Below are 14773 nucleotides of genomic sequence, written 5' to 3'. Positions count from 1 at the left end.
TGCGCCTCTTTCTTTTCTACCTCACCCAAATGGTGGGGAAGGTGCTAGAGTAATTTGTGTCTAACAGCATAGACATTTTTGAGACCATCAACCGGCATCCTTTAAAGACCGCACCGTGAGGCGGGGAAGGAGGTCACGATGAGTGGAACTGACGCTACCGCGAACAAGCTAGAGCTTTTAAGCTCCGATGATGTTTCGCGTACCGTTGCACGCATCGCGCACCAGATTATTGAAAAAACGGCGCTCGATTCCGCGGACGCACCGCGGGTCATCCTGCTTGGCATTCCCTCTGGTGGCGTGCCACTTGCACAGCGCCTAGCGCACAAGATTGAAGAATTTTCCGGGGTTACAGTCCCATGGGGCTCCCTCGATATCACTCTCTACCGCGATGACCTTTTGAATAAACCGCATCGCGCACTCCAACCGACGACGATTCCCACCGGCGGCATTGATAACGCCACCGTAATTTTGGTCGACGATGTGCTGTATTCCGGCCGCACTATCCGCGCCGCCTTGGACGCGTTGAGCGACGTGGGCCGCCCGGACATCATTCAGCTGGCCGTCCTCGTAGATCGCGGCCACCGCGAGGTTCCTATCCGCGCCGATTATGTGGGTAAGAATTTGCCCACAGCGCGAGAAGAAGATGTCACCGTATACAACAGCGAGATTGACGGCCGCGACGCGGTCGTATTGACCCGAGCCGCCGCTACTACTAGTGGAGCTGGCTCCGAAGCGGGGGAGGCATAGCCATGAAGCACCTCATCGATATGGCAGAGCTAGACCGAAGCGAAATTATCGGTCTGATGGATGAAGCGGATCGCTTCCGCGAGGCCCTGGAAGGCCGCGAGGTAAAGAAGCTGCCGACCCTGCGGGGCCGGACCATCTATACCCTCTTTTATGAAAACTCCACCCGCACCCGCTCTTCCTTTGAAACGGCCGGCAAGTGGATGTCCGCGGACGTCATTAATCTGTCAGCCTCCAGCTCCTCGGTAAAGAAGGGCGAGTCTCTGAAGGATACGGGTCTTACCTTGGCCGCCATTGGCGCCGATGCGATCATCATGCGCCACCCTTCCTCTGGTGCGCCGCAGCAGCTGGCCCAGTGGGTTGCCCCAAATGGCAAGGGTCCTTCGGTGATCAACGCGGGCGACGGTGCGCACCAGCACCCAACGCAGGCGCTTCTCGACGCCGTCACGATGCGCCAACGCCTAGGACTGCACAGTGAGGAAGGCTTTGCCGGCCTGAAGGTAAAGATTGTGGGCGATTGCCTGCACTCGCGCGTCGTGCGCTCCAACGTAGATCTGCTCACCACCCTCGGCGCTGAGGTAACCCTCGTGGGCCCAGCCACCCTCATGCCGTTTGGGGTAGAGAATTGGCCGGTGCGTGTGTCGTATGACTTCGATGCGGAAGTCGCAGACGCCGACGTCATCATGATGCTGCGCGTGCAGCAAGAGCGCATGAATGGCGGCTTCTTCCCCTCCCACCGCGAATACGCCAACCTCTTTGGCCTATCCAAGGAGCGCGCGGCGGCCATGCACAAGGACGCCATCGTCATGCACCCCGGCCCGATGCTGCGCGGCATGGAGATTAACTATGGCGTCGCAGATTTGGACAAAACTGCGGTCCTACAGCAGGTACACAACGGTGTGCACGCCCGCATGGCGGTGCTGTTTACCCTGCTGACCAATGGCGAAAACGCCGGCATCTAAAACCGCGACCCACACTCAACTTTAGGGAGAGACAATGACTACTTACCCGGAAACCGGTCGCCTTTCCGCGCCGGCGGAATCCCCACTGGTGATTAAGAATGTGCGCCTGTACGGCGAAGGTGAGCCCACCGATGTATTGGTCAAGGACGGCATCATCGCTACCGTCGGCGCTACGGCAGAAGCCGAGGATGCACAGGTCATCGGCGGCCAGGGCAACGTGCTCTTGCCAGGTCTGGTGGATATGCACGTGCACCTGCGCGAGCCCGGTCGAGAGGATACCGAGACTATCGAGACCGGCTCCAAGGCTGCCGCCAAAGGCGGTTTCACTGCAGTGTTCACCATGGCTAATACCAACCCAGTGACCGACCAGCCGATCATCGCTGAGTCCGTATGGGCCAAGTCCCAAGCACTGGCGCTGTGCGACGTCCACCCGGTGGGCTCCATTACCAAGGGCCTGGAAGGCAAGACCCTTACAGAGTTCGGCATGATGGCTCGTTCGGACGCCAAGGTGCGCATGTTCTCCGATGACGGCAAGTGCATCCAGGATCCGCAGCTAATGCGTCGTGCTTTGGAATACGCCAAGGGCATGGACGTGCTGCTGGCTCAGCACGCCGAGGATGACCGCATGACCGGTGGTGCTTCCGCCCATGAAGGCGAGACCGCAGCCAAGTTAGGCCTGCGCGGTTGGCCGCGCGTGGCGGAGGAGTCCATCGTGGCCCGAGACGCCTTACTGGCGCGCGACTACGGCAACCGCGTGCACATCTGCCACGCCTCGACCCAGGGCACCGTGGAGCTACTGAAGTGGGCAAAGGAGCAGGATATTCCGCTCACCGCCGAGGTAACCCCGCACCACCTGTTGATGACCGATGACAAGCTGCGCACCTACGATGGCCTCTTTCGCGTCAACCCGCCGCTGCGCGAACAGCGCGATACTGAGGCCCTGCGCGAGGCGCTGCTCAATGGCACCATCGACTGCGTCGCCACCGACCACGCCCCGCACGGCTCCGAAGACAAGTGTGTGGAGTTTGAAAATGCCCGCCCTGGCATGTTGGGCCTGGAATCTTCTTTGGCCGTCATCGCCAAAATCTTCGTCGAGACTGGCCTGGCCGATTGGCGCTTTGTTGCCCGCGTCATGTCCGAGCGCCCTGCAGAAATCACCCGCCTGCCAGGCCACGGCCGTCCCATCGCAGAAGGCGAGCCAGCTAACTTGACCATTGTGGACCCAGACCACCACTGGGTTTCTGATTCCTCCACGCTGGCCTCCAAGTCCGAAAACAACCCGTACGCTGGCGAAGAATTTGGTGCCCGCGTTACCCACACCATTTTGCGAGGCGCCGTCACTTTTGACTTGGCAGCCTCCGAAGAAGACTAACCTTGCACACTGAAACCACCTATATGGCAGAGAAAGGCCACGACGTGACTGATAGAACCCCAGCAATCCTCGTTCTCGCGGACGGGCGCACCTTCCGCGGTTATGGCTTTGGCGCCACCGGCACCACCTTGGGCGAGGCCGTATTCACCACGGCGATGACCGGTTACCAGGAAACCATGACGGACCCGTCCTACCACCGCCAGATCGTGGTATCCGCCGCGCCGCACATTGGCAATACCGGTTGGAATGATGAGGACAACGAGTCCCACGGAAACCGCATCTGGGTTGCTGGCCTCGTTATCCGCGACCTTGCACAGCGCGTATCCAACTGGCGCGCAGAGCGCAGCTTGAGCGAGGAAATGGAAAAGCAGGGTGTCATTGGCATTCGCGGCATCGATACCCGCACCTTGGTACGCCACCTGCGCAACTACGGCTCCATCGCCGCCGGCCTGTTCTCCGGCGAAGATGCTCAACGCCCAGTAGAAGAGCTACTCAAGGAAGTTAAGTCCCAGGACTCTATGGAAGGCGCCGACCTCGCCGCGGAGGTTTCTACCGATGAGCCGTACACGGTTGAAGCCGTAGGGGAGAAGAAGTACACCGTCGTTGCCTTCGACATGGGTGTTAAGACCGCGACCCCGCGCCACTTTGCTCAGCGCGGAATTGAATCCATCGTCGTGCCAGCTAATACCTCCTTTGACAAGCTGCGGTCTTATAACCCGGATGGCGTCTTCGTTTCCAACGGTCCGGGTGACCCGGCTACCGCCGACGAAATGGTGGGCATCATCAAGCAGGTGCTCAAGGCCAAGATCCCGTTCTTCGGCATCTGCTTTGGCAACCAGCTCCTGGGTCGCGCGCTGGGCCTGGACACCTACAAGATGAAGTTCGGTCATCGTGGCATCAACGTCCCGGTGCGCAATAGCGTGACCGGCAAGATCGACATCACCTCACAGAACCACGGCTTCGCGCTGAAGGCGCCGGAAGGCTATGACCTAAACAGCAACGACGCCGAGTTCGCCACCGACTTCGGCCCCGCGCAGGTCACTCACGTCTGCCTCAACGACGACACCGTAGAGGGCGTGGCACTGCGCAACGGCATGGCCTACTCCGTGCAGTACCACCCCGAATCTGCAGCGGGCCCGCACGATGCCAACCCGCTTTTCGATCAGTTCGAAGAACTGATGACTAACCACACCCCAAATAAGTAGACAACCAGGAAAAGGAAGAATAACTATGCCAAAGCGCAACGACATCAACCACGTCCTGGTCATCGGCTCCGGACCGATCGTCATCGGCCAGGCCTGCGAGTTCGATTACTCCGGCACCCAGGCGTGCCGCGTGCTCAAGGAAGAGGGCCTGCGCGTAACGCTGGTCAACTCCAACCCGGCCACCATCATGACCGACCCCGAGTTTGCGGATCACACCTACGTCGAACCCATTGAGCCGGAATACATCGAAAAGATTCTGGTTAAAGAGCGCGAAGAGGGGCACCCCATCGACGCTGTGTTGGCTACCTTGGGCGGCCAGACTGCGCTGAACGCCGCAGTTCAACTTGACCGCCAAGGAATTTTGGACAAGTACGGCATTGAGCTCATCGGCGCCGATATTGACGCCATCGAGCGCGGCGAGGACCGCCAGAAGTTCAAGGACATCGTCGCCTCCATCGGCGGTGAGTCCGCCCGCTCCGCTGTGTGCCACAACATGGAAGAGGTCCACGAGACCGTCGACAAGCTTGGCCTGCCTGTCGTAGTCCGCCCGTCCTTCACCATGGGTGGTTTGGGCTCCGGTCTGGCCTTCAATAATGAGGACTTGGACCGCATTGCCGGCGGCGGCTTGGCCGCATCCCCTGAGGCCAACGTGCTCATTGAGGAATCCATCCTGGGCTGGAAGGAATACGAGCTCGAGCTCATGCGCGATGGCGACGACAACGTCGTAGTTGTTGCCTCCATCGAAAACGTCGACGCCCTCGGCGTGCACACCGGCGATTCCGTTACCGTTGCCCCGGCGCTGACCCTCACTGACCGTGAGTTCCAAAAGATGCGTGACTTGGGCATTGCCATCATCCGCGAGGTCGGCGTCGATACTGGCGGCTGTAATATCCAGTTCGCGGTCAACCCGGATGACGGCCGCATCATCGTCATCGAGATGAACCCGCGCGTGTCCCGTTCCTCCGCGCTGGCATCCAAGGCCACCGGTTTCCCGATTGCTAAGCTGGCGGCCAAGCTCGCCATCGGCTACACCTTGGACGAGGTGCAAAACGACATCACCGGCGAGACCAAGGCCGCCTTCGAGCCGACCTTGGACTACGTCATTGTCAAGGCCCCGCGCTTTGCTTTTGAGAAGTTCCCGGGTGCCGATGACACCTTGACTACCACCATGAAGTCTGTGGGCGAGGCCATGGGCATCGGCCGTAACTACATCGCGGGCCTCAATAAGGTCATGCGTTCTTTGGAAAACAAGCCGAATGGTTTCTGGACCAAGCCGGATCAGTACTTCGCCGGAGAGCGGGCTACCGACCTGCAGGCGGTGCTCAAGGATCTGGAGCGCCCAACCGAGGGCCGCATGTATGACATCGAGCTGGCCCTTCGCCTCGGCGCTTCTGTAGATGAGGTACATGAGGCCTCCGGTGTTGATCCCTGGTTCATCGCTGAGCTGGCTACGTTGGTGGCCTTCCGCCAGGAGCTTATCGACGCCCCAGTGCTCACCGAGGAGCTTTTGCGCCAGGCCAAGGTCTTTGGGCTTTCCGATGCCCAGATTGCCGCCCTTCGCCCCGAATTCAACGGCGAGGATGGCGTACGTAGCCTGCGCTGGCGCATGGGTATCCGCCCCGTGTACAAGACCGTAGATACCTGTGCCGGCGAATTCGAAGCACAGACCCCGTACCACTACAGCTCCTATGAGCTTGACCCGGATGCTGAGACCGAGGTTCGCCCGGCACCGGAAGGCTCCAAGGGTAAGGTCATCATTTTGGGCTCCGGCCCTAACCGCATTGGTCAAGGTATCGAGTTTGACTACTCCTGCGTTCACGCGGCCCTTGAGCTTTCGGAGCAGGGCTACGAGACCGTCATGGTCAACTGCAACCCGGAGACCGTCTCCACCGACTATGACACCGCAGACCGTCTCTACTTCGAGCCGCTGACCTTCGAGGACGTCATGGAGGTTTACCACGCGGAGGCCGCTTCTGGTGACGTTGCTGGCGTGATTGTCCAGCTGGGTGGCCAGACTCCGCTGGGCCTTGCTGCCCGCTTGGAGGAGGCAGGTGTTCCGGTCGTGGGCACCAGCCCTGCCGCTATCGATTCCGCCGAGGACCGCGGCGAATTCGGCAAGGTCCTCGATGAGGCAGAATTGGCAGCACCGGAATACGGCACCGCCACTTCCTTCGCGGAGGCCCGCGAGGTTGCTTCCTCCATCGGCTACCCAGTACTGGTTCGTCCGTCCTACGTGCTGGGCGGCCGCGGTATGGAAATCGTTTACGACGAAAAGGCGCTGGAAGACTACATCGAGCGTGCCACCGAGCTGTCTCCGGACCACCCGGTTCTGGTGGACCGCTTCCTGGATTCTGCCATCGAGATTGATGTTGATGCTCTGTGCGACGGCAACGAAGTCTACCTAGGTGGCGTCATGGAGCACATTGAGGAGGCTGGCATTCACTCCGGTGACTCTTCCTGCGCGCTGCCGCCGATGACCCTTGGACCAGAGGACATTGAAAAGGTTCGCACCTCCACCCGTTTGCTCGCTGAGGGCATTGGCGTCAAGGGCCTGATGAATGTCCAGTTCGCCCTGAAGGATGACATCCTCTACGTCATTGAGGCCAACCCACGTGCTTCCCGTACCGTGCCGTTTGTCTCCAAGGCCACCGGCGTACCACTGGCTAAGGCAGCCTCTCGCGTCATGATGGGCTCGAGCATTGCGGACTTGCGCGCCGAAGGCATGATTCCTTCCGAATATGACGGTGGTTCTTTGCCACTCGAGCACCCGATTGCCGTCAAGGAAGCAGTCTTGCCATTCAACCGCTTCCGCCGCCCCGATGGCAGCCTGCTCGATACGCTGCTGTCGCCAGAGATGAAGTCCACCGGTGAGGTTATGGGCTTGGCTACCAACTTCGGTGCGGCCTACGCCAAGGGCGAAATTGCTGCCTTCGCCGTTCCGCCCACGGAGGGCACTATCTTCGTATCCGTGGCCAACCGCGACAAGCGCACCCTGATTTTCCCGATCCAGCGCTTGGCCAACATGGGCTACAACATCGTCGCTACCGCCGGTACGGCGCAGATGCTGCGCCGCAACGGTATCGAGTGCGAGGTTGCTGCCAAGGTCTCTGAGGCCAAGGACGGCGAAGAGTCCATCGTGGATAAGATCTTCAATGGCGAGATCGACTGGATTCTCAACACGCCCGCTGGTTCTGCCGGTGCTCGCCACGATGGCTACGATATCCGCGCCGCTGCCGTACACATGGAAATCCCACTGGTGACCACCGTGCAAGGCGTAACCGCAGCTGTCCAGGGCATCGAAGCGATGCGCATTGGAAACCTGCAGGTACGCGCACTCCAGGAGCTTGAGCATGGCCCACAGCACTAAAGGATTTGGCGAGCGGCTAGAAGAAGCCGGTCAGGAACGCGGGCGCCTGTGCGTTGGCATCGACCCACACCCATATCTCTTAGAAAAGTGGGGGTTGGGGCCCACCGCTGATGGTCTGCGGACCTTTAGCATGCGCTGCGTTGAAGCCTTTAGCGATACCGCCGCCTTGGTAAAGCCACAGGTTGCCTTCTTTGAGCGCTTTGGCTCCCAGGGCTTTGCGGTCCTCGAAGAAGTCCTGGCTTCCCTGCGGGACGCGGGGTGCCTTACTGTTGCCGATGCCAAGCGCGGTGATATTGGCTCCACCATGGCCGGCTATGCAGATGCGTGGCTCGACGATAGTTCGCCGCTGCGCGCAGACTCCGTGACCGTCTCGCCCTATCTAGGCGTTGGCGCACTGGGGCCGGTTTTCACCAAGGCCGAAGAAACCGGCCGCGGGGTATTCGTCCTGGCGGCTACTTCCAACCCGGAGGCACGTGCCATCCAGTCGGTCCCGGTGGGCGAAGAGAGCACCATCGCTCAAGGCGTCGTCGATGAATGCGCCGCGTTCAATGTCGAAGCGCACAAGGCTGGCAAGCCTGGCGATGTCGGCGTAGTCGTCGGCGCTACGTTGGACAACCCGCCGCGCCTCGATGCGCTCAATGGTCCGGTTCTTCTGCCCGGCGTTGGCGCCCAGGGCGCTGGTCCAGAGCAGGTGCACGGCATTGTTTCTGCTCATCCGTCGCTGGGATTCGCCAATGTGTCCCGAGCAGTGCTGGAGCAGGGGCCTGACGCCGCTGACCTGCGCAAAGTGGTTGATCAGGTGGCGGCAGAGTTTCGGGACTAATAGGGGCGGCGTGGCTGATTATCGGCCGCGCCGTTTACCTGGTACTTTGTTTAAGGTATGTGCGGTGACGTGCTAAAATAGGCGTGCTTTTGGACCCGCTAATCGTCGCCGTTCAATGAGTAGTGCTAGGATTGCCAGAAGTCGGTTTGCTCGAAGGTTATTAATAACTTTCCGCGGTGTATTAACTGCGTTAGGCAACCGTAATCTGGTACCAAGTACTAGACGTAACAGAATCAATCTAATGAATCGGAGGAAACCCGTGGCCCTTCCAAAGTTGACTGATGAGCAGCGCAAAGAAGCTCTCGCAAAGGCCGCTGAGGCCCGCAAGGCTCGCGCCGAGCTCAAGGCTGCGCTCAAGCGCGGCGAGACCGACCTGAAGGACGTGCTCGAAAAGGCCGAGACCGATGAGATCATCGGCAAGACCAAGGTTTCTGCACTCCTCGAGGCTCTGCCGAAGGTTGGCAAGGTCAAGGCTAAGGAAATCATGGAGGACCTGGAGATTGCTCAGACCCGTCGTCTGCGCGGCCTGGGTGAGCGTCAGCGTCGTGCTCTCCTCGAGCGTTTCGGTTACGGCGAATAGTCACAACCATGGCTGACGCAACTGCACGCGGGCGCCTCGTCGTTCTGGCGGGGCCTTCCGCAGTGGGAAAATCCACCGTAGTTTCGCGTCTGCGCAGTGACGTCGAGGGGCTGTACTTCAGCGTGTCTATGACCACGCGCCAGCCCCGCCCCGGGGAGCAGGACGGTGTCGACTACTTCTTCGTCACCCCAGAAACCTTCCAGCAGCGAATCGATGCCGGGGAGATGCTCGAATGGGCTGATATCCACGGCGGATTGCAGCGCTCTGGAACGCCCGCTCAGCCGGTAGAGGAAGCTTTGGCCGCTGGCCGGCCGGTACTCGTTGAGGTTGACCTCGCGGGTGCTCGGAGTGTTAAGAAAGCGCTGCCGGAGGCAGACCTGGTCTTTTTGGCACCCCCATCATGGGAGGTACTTGTGGAGCGGCTCACCGGCCGCGGTACCGAGCCGCAAGACGTCATTGACCGTAGGTTGCAAACTGCGCATGAGGAACTAGCCGCACAGGACGAGTTCGACCACGTCGTTGTGAACGAGGATCTGGACGAGGCAGTATCTGCCATTAGTGATATCCTGCGGGCATAGACCTCCTTTTTGACCATCTTCAATCAATGTAAAGGTGCATGTGACTAACGTGACCACCCCTTCTAACACTGAAGCCGCAAAGGCGGAACCAGTATTTGATGATCCGATCGGTATTACTGATCCCCCGATCGATGAGCTTTTGGACAAGGTTTCCTCTAAGTACGCTTTGGTCATTTTTGCCGCTAAGCGCGCACGCCAGATCAATAGCTACTACCAAGAGCAGGATGAAGGTGTCTTCGAGTTCGTAGGCCCGCTGGTTACCCCAGAGCCAGGCGAAAAGCCTTTGTCCATCGCATTGCGCGAGATTGATGCTGGCCTGCTTGACCACGAGGAAGGCAAGTAGCTAGCACTAAGCGTGTAATAGCTTGAAGGCTCCACGCGCCGCCACGCAAGTGCATTCCCGAATTGGGGTGTACCTCTTGGTTGCGGCGGGTGGAGCCTTTGTCTATGTCGGCAGGTACCATCGTGCGGTGTGACTGATAAAGATTCCTCTCGCAATATTGTTCTTGGCGTCGCTGGCGGCATTGCCGCCTACAAGGCGTGCCACCTCGTGCGCAATCTCAAGGAAGCGGGCGATGACGTCCGCGTGGTCCCCACGGAAAGTGCACTGAACTTCGTGGGCGCGGCTACGTTTGAGGCTCTATCCGGCCACCCCGTCTCCACGAGCGTGTTTGAGGCCGTGGATGAGGTGCAGCACGTCAACGTAGGACAGCATGCGGATGCAGTGGTCATTGCGCCCGCCACCGCAGACCTTGTCGCGCGCTTGGCTGCAGGCCGGGCAGACGATTTGCTCACCGCCACCGTGTTGGTCGCGACGTGCCCGGTTATTGTGGCCCCGGCCATGCACACTGAGATGTGGCATAATCCCGCTACGCAGGACAACGTGGCTACTTTGCGACGCCGCGGTATCACCGTCATCGAGCCCGCCCACGGCCGCCTTACCGGCAAGGATTCTGGTCCAGGTCGTTTGCCGGAGCCGGAACAGATTGCGGAGATTATCCGTACTGAACTGGCAGGCTACCGAGTGCAGCACACCTGGCAAGGCAAGAAGGTCGTCATATCAGCCGGCGGTACCCAGGAAGAGCTGGATCCGGTCCGATACCTGGGCAATCGCTCTTCCGGCAGGCAGGGATTCGCGCTCGCGGAATGGGCCGCCCAGATGGGGGCCAAGGTCACCCTCGTTGCGGGTAATACCGCCCAGCTTCCTGTGCCGAGCGGTGCGAAACTGCGGCACATTGTCTCCACCCGCGAGTTGGAGGACGCCATGCGCGAGGAGGCCCGCGATGCGGACGTGGTTATCATGGCCGCTGCAGTCTCTGACTTCCGTCCGGCGGAGGTCGCCGAAACAAAGATGAAGAAGGGGCAGGCAGACGATGCACTCTCGACGCTCCATCTGGTGGAAAACCCGGATGTGCTCAAAGGGCTCGTTGCTGCGCGCGAGCGCTCGGAAATCCCTGCCGAGTGCGTAATTGTGGGCTTCGCCGCCGAAACTGGTGATGCTCAGAAGTCCGCCTTGGACTATGCCCAGGAAAAGTTTGCGCGTAAGGGCTGCGACGTGCTCATGGCCAATGAGGTCGGGCGCGGAAAGACTTTTGGCCAAAGGTCCAATGAGGGGTGGATCTTGCGTCCGGATTCCGCGCCACAACGCGTGGAGCATGGTTCGAAGCAGGTTGTCGCCGCTCAGATCCTTTCGGCCGTGAATGAAATGTTTCAGGGGTAGACAACTAAAATTGCATCTATAGACCGCTTGGTCTAGGCTTGCGAGGTATTAGGCTTGGGCGTAGAAAACCCACAGCATCGAATCAATAGTGAGAACAAAGGAAGTTTTTGTGACTGATAACGCTGCAGTGGCAACTCGTCTTTTTACCAGCGAGTCCGTTACGGAAGGCCATCCCGATAAGATTTGTGACGCCATTTCTGACGCCATCCTTGATGCCCTGCTGGAAAAGGATCCGGAATCCCGCGTGGCCGTTGAGACGTTGGTAACCACCGGCCAGGTCCACGTGGTGGGCGAGGTTCGCACCGAGGCATACGTAGAAATCCCGGCGCTTGTGCGTGACACCCTTAAGTCCATCGGCTTTACTTCTTCCGAAGTCGGCTTTGATGGCAACACCTGCGGTGTGAATATCGCCATCGGCGAGCAGTCCCAGGAAATTGGCGCCGGAGTAGACAACTCCACTGAAGCCCGCGCCCATGACGAGGACTACGACGCCGAAAACGATACCGCTGGCGCAGGCGACCAGGGCTTGATGTTCGGCTATGCCTCCAATGAGACCGCAGAGTACATGCCGCTGCCCATCGCCTTGGCGCACCGCCTGTCCCGCCGCCTGACGCAGGTACGTAAGGAAGGAATCGTCGATCACCTCCGCCCGGATGGCAAGACTCAGGTGACCTTTGCCTACACCGACGACAATGAGCCGTCCCACCTGGAAACCGTGGTGATTTCCACGCAGCACGATGCCGAGGTTGATAGTGCTTGGTTGGAAGGTCCCTTGCGCAGTGAGGTCCTTGAATGGGTTATCAAGGACGCCGGCTTGGAGAAGTACTACACCGAAGACACGACCTTGTTGGTCAACCCTTCCGGTTCCTTCATCCTCGGCGGACCAATGGGCGACGCGGGCCTTACCGGCCGCAAGATCATCGTCGATACTTACGGCGGCATGGCTCGCCACGGCGGCGGCGCTTTCTCTGGCAAGGACCCGAGCAAGGTGGACCGTTCCGCTGCTTATGCCATGCGCTGGGTGGCTAAGAATATCGTCGCCGCGGGCTTGGCAGATCGCGCTGAAGTCCAGGTGGCTTACGCAATCGGCCGTGCCAAGCCGGTCGGCTTGTACGTGGAGACCTTTGGTACCGCAAAGGAGGGCCTGAGCGATGCGAATATCCAGGCTGCGGTGAATCAGGTATTTGACCTACGCCCGGCCGCTATCATTCGCGAGCTCGATCTGTTGCGCCCCATTTATGCGCAAACTGCGGCCTACGGACACTTTGGCCGCACCGACATTGAGCTGCCGTGGGAGCAGTTGAACCGAGTGGAAGCATTGCGTGCTGCCGCTGGTCTGTAGAATCGAGGCCTATGCCTAAGAAAACACCCGCCACCCGGAAGCCGGTTGCGCGGGTGTTGCCTCTTTTAGGGGTTGCGCACTTAGACCGAGGATTTGATTACCTCGTAGAAGAGGCAGACACGGAAGAAGTCCAACCGGGGATTAAGGTGCGCATCCGCTTCAACGGGCGTTTGGTGGACGCGATTGTTTTAGAACGCCGGCATGATTCTGAATTTGGCGGCAACCTGCGCTTTATTGAGCGCATCATCTCACCCTTCCAGGTTTATCCGCCGCAGCTGGCCCGGCTGGTCGACGCCCTGGCAGACCGCTACGGCGGCGTGCGCTCAGACATTATCCGCTCCGCCATCCCGCCGCGGCACGCCAAGGCGGAAGAATCCGATTTAGAGACCCCGTGGGAGAAGCTCGGCACCACGACCGAGCCCGACCTATCAGGATGGTCGGCCTATCAACATGGCGAGGCTTTCGTTGATTCGATTCTGGCCGGCAAGCTTGCCCGTGCCGCCTGGCAAATCGCCCCGGGCGATGATTGGGCACATGCGCTGGCTGCACTCGCTGCCAAAGTGGCGCTTGGCGGAGGAGGGGTTCTCCTCGTCGCCCCAGACCAGAGGAGCGTTGATGCTTTAGACGCCGCGCTTCGCCAGGTACTTGGGGCAAAGCAGATAACAGTGCTGACTAATAGCATGGGCCCGCAGGCGCGCTATCGCCGCTATCTTTCCGCACTAGTAGGCCAAGCGCGGGTGGTCGTTGGCACCAGGTCCGCCGCCTTTGCCCCGGTCAAAGACCTGCAACTGGCGGTGATCCTCGATGACGGCAATGATAATTTGGTCGACAACCTCAAGCCCTATGTTCATGCGAGGGAAGTACTTACCACCCGCTCCGCTTTCGAAGGCTGCAGCATGGTTTTGGCCAACCATTCGCGGACGGCGGAGACACAGCTCCTCGTGGAATCAGCATGGGCGCACGACATGGTGGCTAAAGAGCAAACCATAACGGCGCGGTGCCCGGCTATCGAGGCGGTCGGGTCGTTCGGTCTGTCTATCGCCCGCGACCTCCATGGCGGTACGACAAAAGTACAGGCGCAGGCCTTCCAAGCCGCCCACCAGGCGCTGGATAGGGGAGAGCCGGTGCTGGTGCAGGTACCGCGCAAGGGTTATGCGCCCATTTTGGCCTGTGGCCAGTGCCGAGCGCCGGCTCGCTGCCGGCATTGCAATGGGCCATTGGGGCTGCCGCCCAAGGGGGCGTCGGCAAGCGCAGGCTCGGACGAAGCGGGAATGCCTACCTGCCGCTGGTGCGGTCGCATTGAGGCACGGCATCGGTGCACCGAATGCGGGTCTCCGCGCCTGCGGGCCATCGTGTTGGGCTCGGAGCGCACTGCGGAAGAAATGGGCCGGGCCTTTCCTAATACGCGGGTGGTGGTCTCGGGTGGAAACAAGGTGCTCGATGCGGTGGACAATGCGCCGGCGTTGGTCATTGCCACCCCTGGTGCGGAACCGAGAGTAAACGATGGTGCCTATGGCGCGGCGTTGCTCTTGGATGCCGGTGCATTGCTCAACCGGCAAGACCTACGCGCCACGGAGGACACCCTAGCGAAATGGGCACAGGCGGCCACCTTGGTGCAGCCACATTTCAAGGGGGGTCGAGTAATCCTAGCCGCCGATGAGTCGCTTACCGTCGTCCAGCATTTCCTGCGTTGGGATATGGTGGGCGCGGCCGCGGCAGAGCTTGCTGCCCGGCGCGAGGTGCGCTTCCCACCCGCGGTGCATTTTGCTGCCATCGACGGTGCGGATGCATCCCTGGATGGCTTTGCCGAGCTTGTGGATCTTCCAGACCACGCGGAGGTATTGGGACCAGTTCCCCTTCCGCCGGGGCAAAGCCTGCCTGGTGACTACGATAGCCAGCGCTTTGGCCCACCGCAGCGGTTAGTCGTGCGCACCCCGCTGGGGCCGCGATCCCAATTGGGGCGGGCTTTGCGCAGCGCCAACGCCGCACGCAGCGCCCGCAAGGATGACCTTCCTTTGCGCATTGTGGTTGACCCTATCCACGTCGGTTAGCCATATCGGGGCCATAGGCGCTCATGCGC

The 14773-nt window shown here is 60.2% G+C and carries 12 protein-coding genes; all 12 read left to right on the top strand.

Annotation, left to right across the window (positions count from 1 at the left end):
* Positions 1–138 precede the first annotated feature (138 nt).
* The 12 genes from pyrR to RAE04_RS07860 all read left to right on the top strand — a co-directional run bounded on the left by pyrR (position 139) and on the right by RAE04_RS07860 (position 14744).
* Entirely contained in the window at positions 139–747 is a 609-nt protein-coding gene (gene pyrR, locus RAE04_RS07915; RefSeq protein WP_317026984.1) for a bifunctional pyr operon transcriptional regulator/uracil phosphoribosyltransferase PyrR, read from the top strand.
* Between the two features lie 2 nt (positions 748–749).
* A complete protein-coding gene (locus tag RAE04_RS07910; RefSeq protein ID WP_049378228.1) occupies positions 750–1706 on the top strand; it encodes an aspartate carbamoyltransferase catalytic subunit in 957 nt (318 codons plus the stop codon).
* A 34-nt stretch (positions 1707–1740) separates the two neighbouring features.
* Positions 1741–3078: a dihydroorotase gene (locus tag RAE04_RS07905; protein ID WP_317026983.1), complete on the top strand. Its 1338-nt coding sequence runs from the start codon at positions 1741–1743 to the stop codon at positions 3076–3078.
* Positions 3079–3101: 23 nt separating this feature from the next.
* A complete protein-coding gene (carA, locus tag RAE04_RS07900) occupies positions 3102–4283 on the top strand; it encodes a glutamine-hydrolyzing carbamoyl-phosphate synthase small subunit (protein ID WP_317027004.1) in 1182 nt (393 codons plus the stop codon).
* A gap of 25 nt (positions 4284–4308) precedes the next feature.
* The gene (carB, locus tag RAE04_RS07895) at positions 4309–7650 is read left to right on the top strand and encodes a carbamoyl-phosphate synthase large subunit (RefSeq protein ID WP_317026982.1); all 3342 of its coding nucleotides are present in this window, start codon (positions 4309–4311) and stop codon (positions 7648–7650) included.
* Positions 7634–8473, top strand: coding sequence for an orotidine-5'-phosphate decarboxylase (gene pyrF / locus RAE04_RS07890; protein ID WP_317026981.1), 840 nt, complete (start codon positions 7634–7636; stop codon positions 8471–8473). Before carB ends, pyrF begins: the two co-directional genes overlap by 17 nt.
* 259 nt (positions 8474–8732) lie before the next feature.
* Positions 8733–9053: an integration host factor, actinobacterial type gene (gene mihF, locus RAE04_RS07885; protein WP_005328460.1), complete on the top strand. Its 321-nt coding sequence runs from the start codon at positions 8733–8735 to the stop codon at positions 9051–9053.
* Between the two features lie 8 nt (positions 9054–9061).
* On the top strand, positions 9062–9631 hold the full coding sequence (gene gmk, locus RAE04_RS07880) for a guanylate kinase (protein WP_049378220.1): 570 nt from the start codon (positions 9062–9064) through the stop codon (positions 9629–9631).
* A gap of 40 nt (positions 9632–9671) precedes the next feature.
* Positions 9672–9974 (top strand): DNA-directed RNA polymerase subunit omega, encoded by a 303-nt coding sequence (rpoZ, locus tag RAE04_RS07875; protein WP_005324891.1) that lies wholly within the window; start codon positions 9672–9674, stop codon positions 9972–9974.
* A gap of 129 nt (positions 9975–10103) precedes the next feature.
* Complete coding sequence (gene coaBC, locus RAE04_RS07870) at positions 10104–11351, top strand: bifunctional phosphopantothenoylcysteine decarboxylase/phosphopantothenate--cysteine ligase CoaBC (protein WP_317026980.1); 1248 nt, start codon at positions 10104–10106, stop codon at positions 11349–11351.
* A 109-nt stretch (positions 11352–11460) separates the two neighbouring features.
* On the top strand, positions 11461–12693 hold the full coding sequence (gene metK / locus RAE04_RS07865) for a methionine adenosyltransferase (protein WP_317026979.1): 1233 nt from the start codon (positions 11461–11463) through the stop codon (positions 12691–12693).
* An 11-nt stretch (positions 12694–12704) separates the two neighbouring features.
* A complete protein-coding gene (locus RAE04_RS07860) occupies positions 12705–14744 on the top strand; it encodes a primosomal protein N' (RefSeq protein WP_317026978.1) in 2040 nt (679 codons plus the stop codon).
* Positions 14745–14773 lie beyond the last annotated feature (29 nt).

This window comes from Corynebacterium sp. CTNIH16 (assembly GCF_032821655.1).
GTDB classification, from domain to species: domain Bacteria; phylum Actinomycetota; class Actinomycetes; order Mycobacteriales; family Mycobacteriaceae; genus Corynebacterium; species Corynebacterium marquesiae.
Note: the sequence above shows the minus strand (reverse complement) of the source record. Positions and strands in the feature narration are given on the sequence as shown.